General features: G+C 71.3%; 11 protein-coding genes and 1 pseudogene. 3 read left to right on the top strand and 9 right to left on the bottom strand.

Features of this window, described 5'->3' with window-relative positions; translation table 11 throughout:
- Positions 1-602: 602 nt before the first annotated feature.
- Positions 603-698: pseudogene (locus ABZ434_RS25610) on the top strand (hypothetical protein); the annotation flags it as partial.
- A 237-nt stretch (positions 699-935) separates the two neighbouring features.
- Here ABZ434_RS25610 and ABZ434_RS25605 read toward each other — a convergent pair.
- The 6 genes from ABZ434_RS25605 to ABZ434_RS25580 all read right to left on the bottom strand — a co-directional run bounded on the left by ABZ434_RS25605 (position 936) and on the right by ABZ434_RS25580 (position 9,391).
- The gene (locus ABZ434_RS25605) at positions 936-1,967 is read right to left on the bottom strand and encodes a LacI family DNA-binding transcriptional regulator (protein WP_359141306.1); all 1,032 of its coding nucleotides are present in this window, start codon (positions 1,965-1,967) and stop codon (positions 936-938) included.
- 296 nt (positions 1,968-2,263) lie between these two features.
- The gene (locus ABZ434_RS25600; protein ID WP_359141303.1) at positions 2,264-3,724 is read right to left on the bottom strand and encodes a GH1 family beta-glucosidase; all 1,461 of its coding nucleotides are present in this window, start codon (positions 3,722-3,724) and stop codon (positions 2,264-2,266) included.
- A gap of 125 nt (positions 3,725-3,849) precedes the next feature.
- Positions 3,850-4,770 (bottom strand): carbohydrate ABC transporter permease, encoded by a 921-nt coding sequence (locus ABZ434_RS25595; protein ID WP_359141300.1) that lies wholly within the window; start codon positions 4,768-4,770, stop codon positions 3,850-3,852.
- 15 nt (positions 4,771-4,785) lie between these two features.
- Positions 4,786-5,784, bottom strand: coding sequence for a sugar ABC transporter permease (locus ABZ434_RS25590; protein WP_359141297.1), 999 nt, complete (start codon positions 5,782-5,784; stop codon positions 4,786-4,788).
- Between the two features lie 383 nt (positions 5,785-6,167).
- Entirely contained in the window at positions 6,168-7,496 is a 1,329-nt protein-coding gene (locus ABZ434_RS25585; protein ID WP_359141294.1) for an extracellular solute-binding protein, read from the bottom strand.
- 1,199 nt (positions 7,497-8,695) lie between these two features.
- Positions 8,696-9,391 carry an FCD domain-containing protein gene (locus ABZ434_RS25580; RefSeq protein ID WP_359141291.1) on the bottom strand — a complete coding sequence of 232 codons (696 nt, stop codon included), beginning with the start codon at positions 9,389-9,391 and terminating at the stop codon, positions 8,696-8,698.
- A 219-nt stretch (positions 9,392-9,610) separates the two neighbouring features.
- On the opposite strand from ABZ434_RS25580, the gene ABZ434_RS25575 reads away from it, so the two are divergent.
- The gene (locus ABZ434_RS25575) at positions 9,611-11,350 is read left to right on the top strand and encodes a 2-isopropylmalate synthase (protein WP_359141467.1); all 1,740 of its coding nucleotides are present in this window, start codon (positions 9,611-9,613) and stop codon (positions 11,348-11,350) included.
- A 211-nt stretch (positions 11,351-11,561) separates the two neighbouring features.
- Here ABZ434_RS25575 and ABZ434_RS25570 read toward each other — a convergent pair whose 3' ends face one another.
- The 3 genes from ABZ434_RS25570 to ABZ434_RS25560 all read right to left on the bottom strand — a co-directional run bounded on the left by ABZ434_RS25570 (position 11,562) and on the right by ABZ434_RS25560 (position 15,327).
- A complete protein-coding gene (locus tag ABZ434_RS25570) occupies positions 11,562-13,040 on the bottom strand; it encodes a cellulose binding domain-containing protein (protein ID WP_359141288.1) in 1,479 nt (492 codons plus the stop codon).
- Positions 13,041-13,168: 128 nt separating this feature from the next.
- Positions 13,169-14,620 carry a HAMP domain-containing sensor histidine kinase gene (locus ABZ434_RS25565; RefSeq protein WP_359141285.1) on the bottom strand — a complete coding sequence of 484 codons (1,452 nt, stop codon included), beginning with the start codon at positions 14,618-14,620 and terminating at the stop codon, positions 13,169-13,171.
- On the bottom strand, positions 14,617-15,327 hold the full coding sequence (locus ABZ434_RS25560) for a response regulator transcription factor (RefSeq protein WP_359141282.1): 711 nt from the start codon (positions 15,325-15,327) through the stop codon (positions 14,617-14,619). The genes ABZ434_RS25565 and ABZ434_RS25560 overlap by 4 nt, the downstream gene beginning before the upstream one ends.
- Positions 15,328-15,417: 90 nt before the next feature.
- Between ABZ434_RS25560 and ABZ434_RS25555 the strand changes: the two genes are divergently transcribed.
- Positions 15,418-15,963, top strand: coding sequence for a hypothetical protein (locus ABZ434_RS25555; RefSeq protein WP_359141279.1), 546 nt, complete (start codon positions 15,418-15,420; stop codon positions 15,961-15,963).
- Positions 15,964-16,073: the final 110 nt, after the last annotated feature.

Here is a 16,073-nt window from a genome sequence, read left to right as displayed (position 1 = left end):
GACGGGGTGCCGCGTAACGGCCGGCAGGCCGGCCGCTGGATCATCTGGACGAGGAGCGCAAGCGCGTCGTCGAGGACCTCGCCGAGCCCTGCGTGGAGGCGGGCGAGCCCCGTTCCGCACTGCGCGAGCTGCATGCTCTGCTCGCCGCCGATCCCTTGCGGGACCGGGCTGGGCACTGCGCATGCGCGCCCACCACAGCCTGGGGAGCCCGGCGGGGTGAGCGACAGCTGCCGGGCCGCCGTCCGGGCCTTCCAGGATCAGCTAGGAGGGCGGCCCGGTATCGCACGGGACAGACTCCACCGCGCGCTCAAGACACCCCTCGCCCGAGAGCCCTCAGGTGGCCTCGGTACGGCCGGCCGGCCCGCCGGGGCCGGCCCCGGGAGGTTCCGTACTCTCACGGGCGAGGCCGTGTGGTGGTACGAGTACCGCTGCTACAACGGCAGGATCCAGCGCAACCGGTGCTGGGACAGCTCGCTCTGCAACGGCTGGGAATACACCGGCGAAGCCTGCAACTGATCTACTGCCGGCCCTGACGGTCATCGACAACGTCCTGGCCCCCGTGCTGCCCCGCCGAGCCGGCTTCGAGGCCACCGCGCGCGCCCGTGAGCCGCTGGAGGCCGTGGGCCCGGCCCGACCGCGAGAACGCCCACCCCGCGCAGCTCTCCGGCGGTCAGCAGCAGCGCGTGGCGCTCGCCCGCGCCCTCATCGCAGCGCCCCGGCTCCTGCTCGCCGACGAACCCACCGGAGCGCTGGACTCGGCCCACCGGGACCGCGGTCGTGGACCTGATCGTGCGGCTCGGGCACGCCCACGGGACCACGGTCCTGATCGCCACGCACGAGGGCCATGTGGCCGCCACCTGCGACCGGGTGATCGGCCTGCGGGACGGACGGACGGTCATCGACTCGACCGGCGGCTGTTCAGGCCCGTACGGACCTCACGACGAGTCCCGGACCACCAGTTCGGTCGGCAGCACGATCTGCGGGCGCTCGGTGTTCTCGCCCGCGATCTCCTCCAGGAGCACCCGGGTCATCGCCCGGCCCATCTCCTCGATCGGCTGTCGCACGCTCGTCAGCGCGGGGTCCATGTGCCGGGCCACGGCCGAGTCGTCGAAGCCGATGAGGGCCACGTCGTCCGGGATGCGCCGGCCGGCCTCGCGCAGCACCTGGCGGGCGCCTGCGGCCATCAGGTCGGACGCGGCGAAGACCGCGTCCACGTCCGGCCGGCGGGCGAGCAGTTCGCGCATGGCGCGGACACCGCCCTCCTCGGAGAAGTCGGCCGGGGCGATCAGCCGCTCGTCGGGTTCGTGGCCCGCGTCGGAGAGGGCCTTGCGGTAGCCGTCGAGGCGCCGCTGGGAGGCGTACACGTCCAGCCGGCCGGTGATGGTGGCGATGGAGCGGCGGCCCCGGGAGACGAGATGCTCGACGGCCCCGCGCGCGCCCTCGAAGTTGTCCGAGTCCACCGAGGGCAGCGGCTCGGTGGCGGACCTGCGGCCGTTCATGACGGCGGGCATCCCGAGCTGTTCCAGCAGATCGGGCAGCGGGTCGTCCGCGTGCACGGAGACGAGCAGCACGCCGTCCACGCGGTGAGCGGTCAGGTACTGGGCCAGTCTTCGGCGTTCCCGGTCGCTGCCGACGAGGGTGAGCAGCAGTTGCATCTCGGTGTCGGCGAGAGCCGCGCCCACTCCGCGGACGATGTCGGAGAAGTAGGGCTCCGCGAAGAAGCGGCTCTCCGACTCGGGAACGACGAGCGCGATGGCGTCCGTCCTGTTCCCGGCGAGGGCGCGGGCCGCCCTGTTGGGTACGTACCCGAGCTCGGCGACGGCCGCCTCGACGGCTTCCCGCGTGTGTGCGCTGACCCGTGGTGAACCGTTGATGACCCGCGAGGCGGTGCCGCGCCCCACCCCCGCCCGTGCCGCGACCTCTTCGAGCGTGGGCCGGCCCCCGCTCCGTACTCGCGCTGCCGTCATGGCTGCCTCCCGTTCGCGGTCAATTTCTCACAGTCGGATAACCAAACCAAGTCCTGGTGTGGAATCCCTTGACACTCGACGGGACCGGCCCGCGACCCCACGGCCCGCATCGTGGGAGCGCTCCCACTCTACGCGCGTGGTCAAGCGGGTGGCGCGGGCCCCGGTGACGGGGCGCGGGAGCAGGCCGCGCACACGACCGAGACCCGGCACGGGGCCGGGTCTCGGTGGTGGTGGTGCCGGGGTGCTGCGTCAGGCCGGGCGCGGGCCGGCGCCCGGCCTGAACGAGCGCTCAGAGGTCAGGAAAGACCCGCCTCCGGCAGTGCATGACGGCGGATCACGTCGGAGTACCAGTGGGCACTCGCCTTGGGAATGCGGCGCTGGGAGGCGTAGTCCACGTAGACGGTTCCGAAGCGCTTCGAATAGCCGTACGCCCACTCGAAGTTGTCCATCAGCGACCACAGGAAGTAGCCGCGGACGTCCGCTCCGTCGGCCACCGCCCGCTGCACGGCGTCGAGATGGCCGTGCAGGTAGGCGATGCGCTCGGGGTCCTCCACCCGCCCCTCGGGCGATACGTAGTCGTCGAAGGCGGCGCCGTTCTCCGTGACCATCAGCGGCATGCCGGGGTGGTCACGGGTGACGTCCATCAGCAGGTTGTACAGCCCGTTGGGGTCGATCGGCCAGTCCATCGCGGTGCGCGCCTTCCCCTCCGCGAGGTGGAAGGCCACGTGCTCGGAGCCCGGCCACGGGGAGAACGCGCTGGAGCCGTGGACATCGTTGCCAGAGCCGCTCTCGCCCTTCGCCGGCATGGAGACCAGCGTCGGCGTGTAGTAGTTGATGCCCAGGATGTCGACCGGACGGGAGATGGCGGCCAGATCGCCGTCCTGGACCAGCTTCGACCAGTCCACCAGGTGCGCGGTGTCGGCGAGCAGGTCCTCGGGGTACTCACCGCGCAGCATCGGACCGGTGAAGATCCGGTTGCCGACCGCCTCGATCCGGCGGGCGGCGTCCGCGTCGGCCGCGCTCGCGGTCAGCGGCCGGACCTGGTGGAGGTTGAGGGTGACCGAGGTCTGCGCGCCAGCGGGGAGTTGATCGCGCAGAACCTCGATCGCCCGGCCATGGGCGAGGTTGAGGTGATGGGCCGCCCGCAGGGCGGAGGCGGGCTCGGTGCGGCCGGGAGCGTGCACACCGGAGCCGTATCCGAGGAAGGCCGAGCACCACGGCTCGTTGAAGGTGGTCCAGGTCGCGACCCGGTCGCCGAGCGCGCCCGCCATGATCGCGGCGTAGTCGGCGAACCGGTCGGTGGTGACCCGCTGGGGCCAGCCGCCGGCGTCCTCCAGCTCCTGGGGCAGGTCCCAGTGGTAGAGGGTCGCGACGGGGGCGATGCCGGCTTCGAGCAGTTCGTCGACGAGCTTGCGGTAGAAGTCCAGTCCGCGTTCGACGGCGGGGCCGCGGCCGGTGGGCTGCACCCGGGACCAGGAGATGGAGAAGCGGTACGCCTTGAGCCCCAGCTGCTTCATCAGCGCGACGTCGTCGCGGAAGCGGTGGTAGTGGTCGGCGGCGATGTCACCGGTGTCGCCGTTGTGGACCTTGCCGGGGGTGTGGCTGAAGGTGTCCCAGATGGAAGGGGTGCGGCCGTCCTCGGCAGCGGCGCCCTCGACCTGGTAGGCGGCGGTGGCCGCTCCCCAGACGAAGCCCGTCGGGAATTGCGTGGCCTCGGGCGCCTGCTTCGGGGCGATGTCGGGTCGTACGGCAGTCATGCGGGAGCGCTCCCAGGGGTGGACGGACAGGGGCGGGACGTGGAACTCCGGAGCCCGTACGGTCCGCGGGGCGGACGCGGGCCGTGACGGGGCTGCCGGGAGTAGCGGGGCGGGCCGACCAGAGGTCAGCCCTTGACGGCACCGGACATGATCCCGCCGACGATCTGCTTGCCGAAGACGACGAACACCGCGAGCAGCGGCAGCGTGCTGATCAGCGCGCCGGCCATCACGATGCTCTCGTCGGGGGTGTAGGAGGCCTTCAGCTGGCCGAGGGCCACCTGAAGGGTGGGGTTCTGCTGGTTCAGTGCGAGGTAGGGCCAGAAGAAGTCGTTCCACGCCTGGACGAAGGTGAGCATGCCCAGCACCATCATCGCGGGGCGGGCCACCGGGAGGACGACGCTCAGCACGATGCGGAAGTTGTTGGCACCGTCGATCTTGGCGGCCTCGATCAGCTCGTACGGCAGCGCCTCGATGAGGTACTGCCGCATGAAGAACACGCCGAACGCGCTGACCAGGGTCGGGAAGATCACCGACTCCAGGCTCCCGCTCCAGCCGAGGTCGGACATCATCATGAACAGCGGGACGACGCTGAGCTGCGGCGGGATCGTCAGGGTCGCGATGACCCCGGTCATCAGCGCCCCGCGGCCGCGGAAGCGCATCTTGGCGAAGGCGTAGCCGGCCAGGGTGCAGAAGAAGAGCGTCGCCACCGTGATGCAGCCGGAGACGATGAAGCTGTTGACGATCGCCTTGCCCAGGTGGGCCTGGTTCCAGGCGGCGTCGAGGTTGTGGAACAGCCGGCCGCCGGGCAGGAACGGCGGGGTGGAGGCCAGTACTTCGTCCTGGGTGTGGGACGCGGCCACCAGGGTCCAGTACAGCGGCAGCAGTGAGCCGATGCCGACGACGGTCAGCGCGATGTAGGCGAACGGACCGCCCTTCAGCTGCTGCCCGGCACCGGGCTTGAAGCGGCTCGGACGCTTCGGCGCGCGGTGCGCGGTGCGCGCCGGGAGGACGGAGTCCGGGACTTTGGTGGGGCTGGTGATGGTCATGGATATCGCTCCCGGTCAGACCGCGGATTTGCGTACGAAGCGGCCGATGAGCCAGTTGACCGCGGCGATGATCAGCAGGAGGGCGAGCATCGCCCAGGCCACTGCGGCGGCCGGACCGAGATGCCCCAGGTTCCAGCCGTAGTTGTAGAGGTAGATGCTGAGGGTCTCGTACTGGTTCTCGTTGCCGCCGGTCGCACCGAGGGTGCCGCCCTCCAGCAGCAGCGGCTCACCGAACAGCTGCATGGAGCCGATGGTCGAGATGACGATCGTGAACAGGATCGTGGGCCGCAGCGAGGGGATGGTCACCTTGAGGAACTGCTGCCAGCGCGATGCGCCGTCGAGCGAGGCGGCCTCGTACAGGTCGGACGGCACGGCCTGCATCGCGGCGAGGTAGATCAGGGTGTTGTAGCCGGTCCAGCGCCAGATCACGATGACGGAGATGGCGATCTTGGACGTCCAGTGCCCGTTGGCCCAGTTGGTGTCACCGAAGCCGACGAACTCCAGCGCCCAGTTCAGCAGACCGCCGTCGGCCCGGAACACCAGGGCGAAGACGAGGGCCGCGGAAGCCACCGAGGTGGCGTACGGGGTGAGGATGACCGTCCGCCAGAAGGTGCTGGCGCGGAGCTTGTAGTTCAGCAGGTGCGCCAGGCCGAGGGCCACGAGCAGCTGCGGGACGGTCGACATGACACCGATCAGGAAGGTGTTGGTGACGGCCGTCCAGAACTCGGAGTCGTGCAGGATCTTGTCGAAGTTGTCCCAGCCGACCCATTCCATCTGGTTCAGGCCGGTCATCTCGACCCGGTGCAGGGCGATCCAGCCGGTGTAGATCAGCGGGTAGAGCCCGAAGGCGCCGAAGACGAGGAAGAACGGGGCTATGTAGGCGTACGGCGACGCCTTGTCGTCGAACCGCCAGAGGCGGCTCCGCCAGGCCTGCCGGCGGGTGTTCGCCGGCTTCCGCTGGGAGCCGGGGGGCGGCGGGGCGTATACATCCCGGGTGGGAGACGAGGTGGCCACGGGCGATATTCCTTCCCTGGATTGCTTGGGTTACCCGGGTGGAAGCTGTTGTCCCGCCTCCGACGGACCGGCTCGGGAAGGCCGGTGCGGTCGATCGCAAGGCGCCGGAGTGACCTCATGGGGGGAGCCATGCGGGCAGTTCGGCAACGCGGCGAGCGGCTGCACCGGGCTCCTGCGGGCCGGATGGGTGCCGGACGACAGCATCTGAGGGGGCCGGCCGGGCCGACGGCGCGTGCGGTGGGCTTCCACGGGGCGGCCGGGAGGTGGCCGGCCGTTCCGTGGAAGCCCACCGGCACGCGTGCCGACGCGGGCCCCGATGCCCCCGCGAGGGGGCTGGAACACGCAGGTGCGGGCGGCCCGGGGGCCGCCCGCTGCTACGACCGTCAGCCGATCGCCTTCTCGATCGCGTTGGTCGCTGCCTTCCACGCGTCGTCAGGCTTGGTGCCGCGCTGCTCCATGTTGTTGATCTGGGTGGAGATGCTGTCCTTGATGATGCCGTCCTTCGGGCCGATGACGGCCTCGGGGATGGACTTGGCCTCGTCGGCGTACAGCTCGCCGATCGGCGCGTTGTTGAAGTACTCGAGCTTGGCGGTCTTCACGTCGGCCAGCTCGTACGCGCCCTTGTTGGACGGGAAGACGCCGATCGCCTTGAAGACGGCGGCCTGCTGCTCGGGGGCGGTCAGCCACTTGACGAGCTCGCCGGCCTCCTTGACGTGCTTGCCGGACTCCGGGACTCCGAGGAAGGAGCCACCCCAGTTGGCGGCGGTCGCACCCGGGGCGGTGGTGATGTCCCACTTGCCCTTGTTGCCGTCACCGGCGGCGATCGAGATCTGACCGGCCATCCAGGCGGGGCAGGCCACGGTGGCGATGGTGCCCTTGCGCAGGGCGGCCTTCCACGGGTCGCCGAACTGGGCGAGGCCCTGGGTCAGCTTCTTGTCCGCGGCCTCGGCCGCCAGACCCCAGCCCTGCTCGACGCTGGGGCTGTCCTCGTAGATCGCCTTGCCGCTCTCGTCGTAGTACTGCTTCGCGTTCGAGCTGACGACGGCGTTGAACATCGCGCTGGCGGAGTCCATGAAGTACGTGCCCGCGGGCGCCTTCTTCTTGTACTCCTCACCGAGCTTGAGGTAGTCCTCCCAGCCCCCGGCGATCTTCGCGGCGACGTCCTTGCGGTCGGTCGGCAGGCCGGCCTTCTTGAAGAGCTCGCTGTTGTAGCAGAGCGACATCGGGCCGATGTCGGTACCCGCGCCGATCACCTTGCCGTCGGCCGTGGTGGCCTGCTTCGCCTTCCAGGAGACCCACTCGTTGACGTCGATGACCTTGCTCAGGTCGGCGAACTTGTCCGCCTGCGTGTCAGCGAGCTCCTTGACGCGCCCGACCTCGATGCCCTGGACATCGGCGAGACCACTGCCCGAGTTCAGCTGCTGGAGCAGCTTGGGGTAGTAGTTCTTCTCCTCGGCGGTGGTGTCTTCCTTCACCGTGATGTTCGGGTGCAGCTCGTGGTACTTCGCGAAGAGGCCGGCTTCCTTGTAGCCGAACTGCCCGAAGTCCGCGACGGTCAGCGTGATCTTCCCGTTCGCATCGGAGGACGTGTCGTCCGACGAGTCGGAGTCGCTGCTGCAGCCGGTCAGCAACAGCGCCGTGGCTGTCAGGCCCGTGGTGGCCAGAACCGCGACTCTGCGGCTCCGACCGGCGGCGGTGCGGGTGATACGCATTCCACTACTCCTTGTTCCAGGGTGGGACTGGCTCACTGCGTGGCATACGCGCTGGTGAGTGCGGGTGCCGGATGGTTCAGGGGGGAGGACACGGGCAGTGCCGTTCACGCGAGATTTCCTCGTGCGATGTGGGAGCGCTCCCATGCGTCGATGTCGGAAGGTTGCTGCCTGGGAGGGGTGGGTGTCAAGAGTTGAAGACGCTTCCGTTGCGCGAGCGTGTCCTGCAAGTCACGAGACCGTGTCCGGCCGAAGGCTTGCCAAAGCGCACAACCCGGGGAAGCGAATTGATCGATTCCCGAATTCCCGCAGGTGACAGGCCTGTTGGTAGTCGATCTTGGCGCCGGGGCCGCGAAGCCACCCCGATCGCGCCGGTTTTCCGGCACACCCCGGAAACGCCCCTCGCGACCCCCGATTCCCGCAGCAGCGCCCGCCGGAAGGTGAACGGGGCGTCGCACCCAGGGGGCACCCAGGGGCACCTCCGCGTTCTTTCCCCGAACCCGAGCGCCGGACGGTGGCCGGATCGACGGCCCGGCGGGTGACCGGAACAACACCTGCGCAGAAGCCGCACGACCGGCCAACTCGGGCCATAGGGGCGGTTCGGATCGCCATGACGATCCGGGCCGACTGGGCGCATCCGGGCACACGTTGCCGCCCTGACGGGCACCCCTGAGGGCCGGTCGCGCACCCCTGCGGGCGGGTCGCGCGCCCCCGCAGGCCGGGGCGCGTCGCAGCGCCGGGGGTACCGCCTCGCCCCGCCGGCCGGGCGCGCGTCGCAGCGCCGGGGGTTACGCCTCGCCCCACCGGCCGGGCGCGCGTCGCAGCGCCGGCCGGTCGGGCTGCGGACCGGTCAGGCGCGCCACCGGCCGCCGAACGCACCGCCGGGCCCGCCGGACGCACCGGCGGGCCCGCCGGACGCACCGGCGGCCGGTCAGACGGTGCAGGCCGTCAGGTGGCGCGCAGACGGCCGGTCCGGCGGTGCGGGGGCGGCCGGTCCGGCGGTGTACAGGCGGCCGGTCCGGCGGTGTACAGGCGGCCGGTCCGGCGGTGCAGGCGGTCAGGTGGCGCGCAGGCGGCCGGTCAGGGGGCGCAAGCGGTCAGGCGGTGTGCAGGCGTCCGGTCAGGCGGTGTGCAGGCGGTCCGGCGGTGTACAGGCGGCCGGTCAGGGGGCGCAAGCGGTCAGGCGATATACAGGCGGCCGGTCAGGCGGTGTGCAGGCGGTCCAGGGTGTGCTGCAGCTCCTCCTGGGCGACCCGGCCGGCGGACTCCGCGTCGCCCGCCACCACGGCCGTGACCAGTGCCCGGTGCTGCGCGTCACCGTGGTGGGGGTCGCCGCGGCGCAGCCCGAGCAGGTCCACCAGGTCGATCAGCGCCTGCCGGAGCGCCGGGGCGAACTCCGCGAAGAGATCGGTGAGTACGGGGTTGTGGGCGGCCGCCACGACCGTCCGGTGCAGGGCGATGTCCGCGTCCACGAACGCGGCGTCGTCCGGCCCGGCGCCCGCTTCCCGCCTGGCCGCGAGCGCCGCGTCCAGGGCGATCAGGTCTTCGTCGGTGCGGCGCCGGGCGGCGAGGCGGGCCGCCTGGACCTCGATGAGCATCCGGACCTCGTAGACATCGGTGACCGCGGCCCGCCGCAGCCGGACCGGCCACTCCTCGGCCTCGTGGTCGGCGATGACGAAGACCCCGGCGCCCTGGCGGGACCGGAGCAGCCCGAGCGTGGCGAGCGTGCGCACCGCCTCGCGCACGGTGGAGCGGCCCACGCCCAGCGTCCTGGCGAGCGTCGTCTCGCCGGGGATCCTGGTGCCGACCGGCCAGTGCCCCTCGGTGATCTGCGCGCGCAGATGACGCGTGGCCTGTTCGACCAGGGGGCTGGGGCGGAGCGGGCCGAGCGAGGACACGGGATTCACCTGTCAGGTTGTCTGAGGACTTGGTTCTGGCTACTGTACCGATCATGACGTACGGCGGTCTCCTCCTTCTCGGCTGCCGCGGCGGGGCCTGAAGCGATCGGCACCCCGCCGCGGGGTGCCGTGCTGTGCCGGTCGCATCCGGCGATGCGAAACGAGACCGTGTTCATGTCCGAGCTCACGTCCGAGTCCCTGTCCGACGTCATGTCACCGATGCACAGCTTCCCCACGATCTGCACGCCCCGCGGGCCCGTGCCCGAGGCCGCGCCCCGCTGGAATCCGCAACGCTCCAGCTCGATGCCGTCGCACCGCTACCGTCCGGCGTTCGACCGCGTGGATGTTCCGCTGACCGGCCGGAGCTGGCCGCAGGCCCGTATCGACCGCGCCCCCCTGTGGGTCCCCGTCGACCTGCGCGACGGCAACCAGGCCCTGGCCGAACCGATGGACACCCCGCGCAAGCGCCGGATGTTCGATCTGCTCGTCTCGATGGGCTACAAGGAGATCGAGATCGGCTACCCGTCCGCGAGCCGGACCGATTTCGGCTTCGTACGGCATCTGGCGGAGAGCGGGGCCGTACCCGACGACGTGACCGTGGTCGTCTTCACCCCGGCCAAGCCCGAGCTGATCGAGCGGACCTTCGAGTCCGTCGCGGGGATGGACCGGGTGGTCGTCCACCTCTACATCCCCACCGCGCCCGTCTGGCGCGACGTCGTCCTCGGCCGCAGCCGGGCCGAGGTGCACGGCGTGGTGCTGGACGCCGCGCGGCAGATGGACCGGCTGGCCCGGGCCAGGCCCGGGGCGGACATCCGGTTCGAGTTCTCTCCCGAGGTCTTCGTCCTGACCGAGCCCGACTACGTCCTGGAGATCTGCAACAGCCTCACCGAGCTGTGGGACGCCTCGCCGGAGCGGCCGGTCATCCACAACCTGCCGGCCACGGTGGAGATCGCGACACCGAACGTGTACGCGGACCAGATCGAGTACATGCACCGCCATCTGGACCGGCGCGACTCCGTGATCCTCTCCGTCCACCCGCACAACGACCGCGGGACGGGCGTGGCCTGCGCGGAGCTCGCCGTACTGGCGGGGGCGCAGCGGGTGGAGGGGTGCCTGTTCGGCAACGGCGAGCGCACCGGCAACGTCGATCTGGTCAACCTGGCCCTCAATCTGCATGCCCAGGGTGTCGACCCGATGATCGATTTCTCGGACATCGACGAGATCCGCCGCACGGTCGAGCACTGCAACCGGCTGCCGGTGCCGCCGCGCCATCCGTACGGCGGCGACCTGGTGTACACCGCGTTCTCGGGCACCCACCAGGACGCGATCAGCAAGGGCTTCGCACACCACGCGAGCAGCGGTTCAAAGCTGTGGTCCGTGCCGTACCTGCCGATCGATCCGGCGGACGTGGGGCGTACGTACGAGGCGGTCATCCGGGTCAACAGCCAGTCCGGCAAGGGCGGCATCGCCCACCTGCTGCGGAACAACCACGAGGTGGACCTGCCCGCCCGGATGCGGGCGGACTTCTCCCGTACGGTGCAGGACGCGACGGACGACAGCGGTCTGGAGGCCACGCCCAAGGACCTGTGGGACCTGTTCGACGCGACGTATCTGGCCCCGGGCCGGGACGGCTCGGTCGCCCTGACCTCCTGGTCGACGGACCGCGGCCCGGCCGGTGAGCACCGCTTCGTCTGCACGCTGCGGGTGAACGGGCGCGAGGGCGATTACGAGGGCACGGGCAGCGGTGCGGTGTCCGCGTTCACGGACGCGCTGGAGGGTGCCGGGTTGAAGGTCACGGTCCTCGACTTCGCGGAGCACGGGGCGCCCGGGGGGCTGGTCACGGCGTACGCGGAGTGCCGGGTCGGCGAGCGGGTGTGCTGGGGCGCGGGCCAGGACGCGTCGGGCGTGGCGGCGTCGGTGGCGGCGGTGCTGTCGGCGGTGAACCGGGCGGACCACTGAGCACGTCGGGGCGGAACCGGAGCCCGTACCGGCAGAGAACCGAGCCCGTCGGCGATCGAGGACGTCTCCGAGCCCGTCCGGCGATCGAGGACACCCGGACGGGCCGCGCGGGCAAGGGGGCGCGCACCCCGGCCGGGTGGGGGGAGTGTGGGGGCCGGCCGGGGTGCACGGGCGGGGGAAGGTGGCTGCGGGGTTACGCGGGCTGCTGCGGCTACTTGTAGGCGCCGAACGCCTTCGTGAAGGCGAGCGGCTCCTGCGCGATCGAACTGCACGACGCGTCCGCCGACGGCTTGGGACCGCCCGCGCACTCCTTGTCCCGCGTGCCCGACCACATCGCGAGCCAGGCGAGGCCCTTCTCCTTGGCGAAGGCCACCAGCTGGGTGGCGTCCTCCACCTTGAAGATCTCCGTGGCCACGTCGTTCACGCCGATCATCGGCGTGACGGCGACGGCCTTCCACGCGTCCGCGTCGCTCAGGCCCAGCACACCCTTGATCTGGGCCTGGGTGGCCGTCGCCGCCTGGATGGCGTACGTGCCCATGTCGCCGCTGTACGAGGCGCCGTAGTCCATCGCCATGACGTTGACCGCCCCGACGTCCACGCCGTTCTTCTTCGCGTCGGCGATCAGGTCCACGCCGGGCTGCGTCAGGCCCTCCGGCATCACGGGGAGGGTGAAGGAGACGTCCAGGCCGGGGTGGGACTTCTGGAGCTGGGCGATGGCCTGGGAGCGCCGGGAGTTGGCCGCCGTGTCGGGCAGCGCCCCGCCCTCGATGTCGAAGTCGACCTTGGTCAGCTTGTACGTGTCGACGACCTTGCCGTACGCCGCGGCCAGATCGGTGGCCGAGGTGCAGTTCAGCGCCAGCTCGGAGCCGGCGGCACCGCCGAAGGAGACCCGGACGTCGCCGCCGGCCGCACGCAGGGCTCCGATCTGGGAGGCCACGTGGTCGTCTCCGAGGCCGGTGACCCCGCCCCAGAGCGGGGCGCAGCTGCCGCCGGAGGTGATGAAGGCGAGGTTGAACTGCTTCACACCGGTCTTGGTGGCGGTGTCGACCAGGTCGTACGCCGGGTAGAGCGAGGTGTCGACGTAAGGGGCGAAGCCCGCACCGCTCGCCGTGCCGCCGCCGTCGGTCTTGGTGGGCGTCGGCGTGGGGGTCGGCTTCGCGGTCTCGGTGGGCTGTTCGGTGGGGGTGGCCGAAGCGGTCGGGGTGGGGGTGGCGGTCTCGGTGGGGCGGCCGCTCGGCTCCGGTGTCGCGCCGGTGTCGACGGAGCACTTGGCGCCGTCGATCAGGCAGCCGGTGGGGTCGGCGGCCGTGCCGTCGGAGCTGGTCACGAAGCCGACGGTGACCGACTTGCCGGGCGCGAGCTCCTTGTCCCAGCTCGCCGGTCCGACGGTGACGTGGCCGCCGCTGACGGTGTGCTCGCCGTTCCACAGCGAGCTGATCCTCGTGCCCGCCGGCAGGTCGAACTCGAGCGTCCAGTCGGACTTGACCGTGCCGGTGTCGTTGGTGACGACGTACTGCCCGGTGTATCCGCCGGTCCAGCCACTGGTCCTCGTGTACGCGGCGCCTACGGCTGCCGCCTGGGCCGTGCCGGTGAGGGCGAAGACCGTGCCGCCGATCACGGCCGCGGCGACGGCCGCGCCGACCGCCTTGGTCCTGTTGCTCGCCGTGCGCCGGTGCGTACTGGTGCCCATCGCGTTCCTGCCTCGTCGTACGGAAGTGGGGATGCGGGAGCACGCTAGCCGCATCGAATCCGACAAACGGCATGATCCGGACCGGAGTTGATGTTCTTAGGGTTGGCTTAAGGAGCCCATCGGCCGCGCTAAAGGTTGGGGCCCGCGCCGGAGCGGAATCGGAGCTTCGCACCGCGTCCGGACACTCCGCGCCGCTGCCGCCCCACGCGGTGTCCGCGCCCGCGCCGCTGCGGACGCTGCCCGTCGAGCCCGATCCAGATGCGTACCTCCGTGCCGCCGAGCACCGAGCGTCCGATCCGCACATCGCCGCCGGTGGACTCGGCGACCCGGCGGACGATGTCGAGTCCCAGCCCGGTCGAGCCCACCGCCCCCTTCATCCCGCCGCGCCCGCTGCCGCCGCGTGCCAGTGCGGCCTTCGGGTCGGCGATGCCGCCGCCGGCGTCCGAGACGAGCACGATCACCGCGTCACCGCTGTGGTGGACGTCGACGGCGAAGGCGGTGCCCTCCGCGGTGTGCCGGAAGACGTTGCCCAGCAATGCGTCGAGTGCGGCGGCCAGTTCGGGCCGGGCGACCGGGATGCGCACCGTGCGGTCGACCCCCGCGAGGCGCACCTCGCGGCCCTCGTCCTCCGCCAGCGCGGACCAGAAGTCCATCCGCTCCCGGATCACCTCGGAGACGTCGCAGCCGGCCCCGGGCCCGGTGTTCTGCCCCTGGGTCTGGGGGCGCTGTTCGCGGGCGGTCCTGATGATCGTGTCGACCTCGCGCTCCAGTTGCTGGACGGCCGCCCTGGTCTGCTCGGCCGCCGGTCCTTCGCCGAGCGAGGCGGCGTTGAGCCGGAGCACGGTGAGGGGGGTGCGCAGCCGGTGCGAGAGATCGGCGGCCAGTTCGCGCTCGTTGGCGAGGAGCTGGACGACCTGGTCGGCCATGGAGTTGAACGCGACGGCCGCGGACCGCAGTTCGGTCGGCCCGTCCTCCGGCACCCGGGTCCCGAGCCGCCCCTCCCCCAGGTCCTGGGCCGCGCCCGCCAGGCGGCGGGCCGGTTCCACCATGCGTACGCCCAGCCGGTCGGCCACCGCGACCGAGCCGACGATCAGCGCGACGCCGACGCCCGCCAGCATCAGCCAGGCCGTGGCGACCCCGTTGGAGACCTCGTCCTCGGGCACGAACACCTCGACGACGGCGGCGCCGCCGGAACCCAGCGCGGTCGGCTGGAGCAGCGCGGAGCCGCCCGTCACCTCGGTGATGGAGGCGCGCCCCGATTCCCGTACCGTCTCCAGGTCCTTGCGGGTCGCGCGCCGGCTGCCGATCTCCACCGCCACGCTGTCGGCCTCGGCGGTCGCGGGCACGTGCACGGCCATCCGGCCCGCGGCTCCCGGTTCGGTGGTGAGGACGGCCTTCTCGAGTTCGGCGCGGTCGGTGGTGATCGAGAGCGTGGGGCCGATCGTCGCCGCCTGCCGTTCGGCGTCGGAGAAGGCGCGGTCGCGCGCCATCTCCTTGACGACGAGTCCGAGGGGGACGGCGAAGGCGACCACGACCATCACGGTGACGGCCAGGCAGACCTTGACCAGGGCCCATCTCATGCGGGCTGCTCCGGGGGTGCGACGGGCGGCTGGAGCTTCACACCGACGCCCCGCAGGGTGTGCAGATAGCGGGGCCGGGCTGCGGTCTCGCCCAGCTTCCGGCGCAGCCAGGAGAGATGGACGTCGATGGTCTGGTCGTCGCCGTAGGACTGCTGCCAGACCTCCGCGAGGAGTTCCTTGCGCGGGACCACGACGCCCGGCCGCCCGGCCAGGAACGTCAGCAGGTCGAACTCGCGCCGGGTGAGGTCGAGTTCCGTTCCGTCGAGTTCGGCCAGGCGCCGCAGCGGGTCGATGGAGAGCCCCCCGACCTGGATGACGCGCGGCGGCGGGGCCTCGCCGCCGGCCGCCCGCGAGCGGCGCAGCACGGCGGCCATCCGGGCCGAGAGGTGCTCCACGGAGAACGGCTTGGTCAGGTAGTCGTCGGCACCGTCGTTGAGCAGCCGGACGATCTCGCTCTCGTCGTCGCGCGCGGTCGCGATGATGACCGGCACGTCGGTGATGCCGCGCAGCATCTTCAGCGCCTCGGCGCCGTCGAGATCGGGCAGCCCGAGATCGAGGATGACCACGTCGAACCGGAAGTGGGCGACCTCGCGCAGCGCTTCGAGCGCGGTGCCCACGCTCCGCACCGTGTGGGAGGCCTCGGTCAGGTGCCGGATGAGGGCGGAACGTACGAACTGGTCGTCCTCGACCACGAGCACACTTGGCATGGGCGGCACCGTACGCCATCGGGGCCCGCGCAGTCCGCCCGGTGGCGGTGGTGGGGACAGCGCACGGGGTCGTGGTGCAGGATGTGGCCGATGCAACGAGGACTCGTACACGCGCTCGCGTGGTCGCTCGCCACCGGCGCGGCGGTCACGCTGTCGTGGTGGGGTGTGCACACCGTGATGGCGGGCACGGCTTACGATCCGCCGCGCGCGGTACCGATCGCGGCGGGTGCCCGGAGCGACCGAGACATCACCGAGAACCTTTCGTCCTCGACGCACCGCCCGCAACCGTCCCCGTCGAAGAGCCCGGCGGCTTCCCGCCGGCCTGCCCCGAAACCGTCCGCGTCCCCGTCCCGGACGCCGTCGCGCGCCCCGGCGGCCACTCCGCGGCCGACGGCCACGGCCACCGCGTCCGGGACGGCGAGGAGTTACCGGACGGACGGCGGCCGGATCGTCTTCGAGCTCGGCACGGAGTCGGCGAAGCTGGTGTCGGCGACTCCGGAGCAGGGCTGGTCGGTGCAGGTCTGGACGAACACGACGTGGATCCGGGTGAACTTCACCAAGGACGACAACACGACGGTGTCGGTCTACTGCACCTGGAACGACCACCCGCCGATGGTCGAGATCGTGAATTCGTGACGCCGTTCGCGTCGCGGATGCTCCTATAGACGTCAAGCTGCAGGAGCAAGGTCGTTTTGGGTGACTTGTTCTGTTGGTGTGACGGTCAGAGCGCGGTAGACCTCGCGGGC

The sequence above is a fragment of the Streptomyces sp. NPDC005761 genome (assembly GCF_040630635.1).
GTDB lineage: Bacteria > Actinomycetota > Actinomycetes > Streptomycetales > Streptomycetaceae > Streptomyces.
This window is presented reverse-complemented; position numbering and strand designations above follow the sequence as displayed.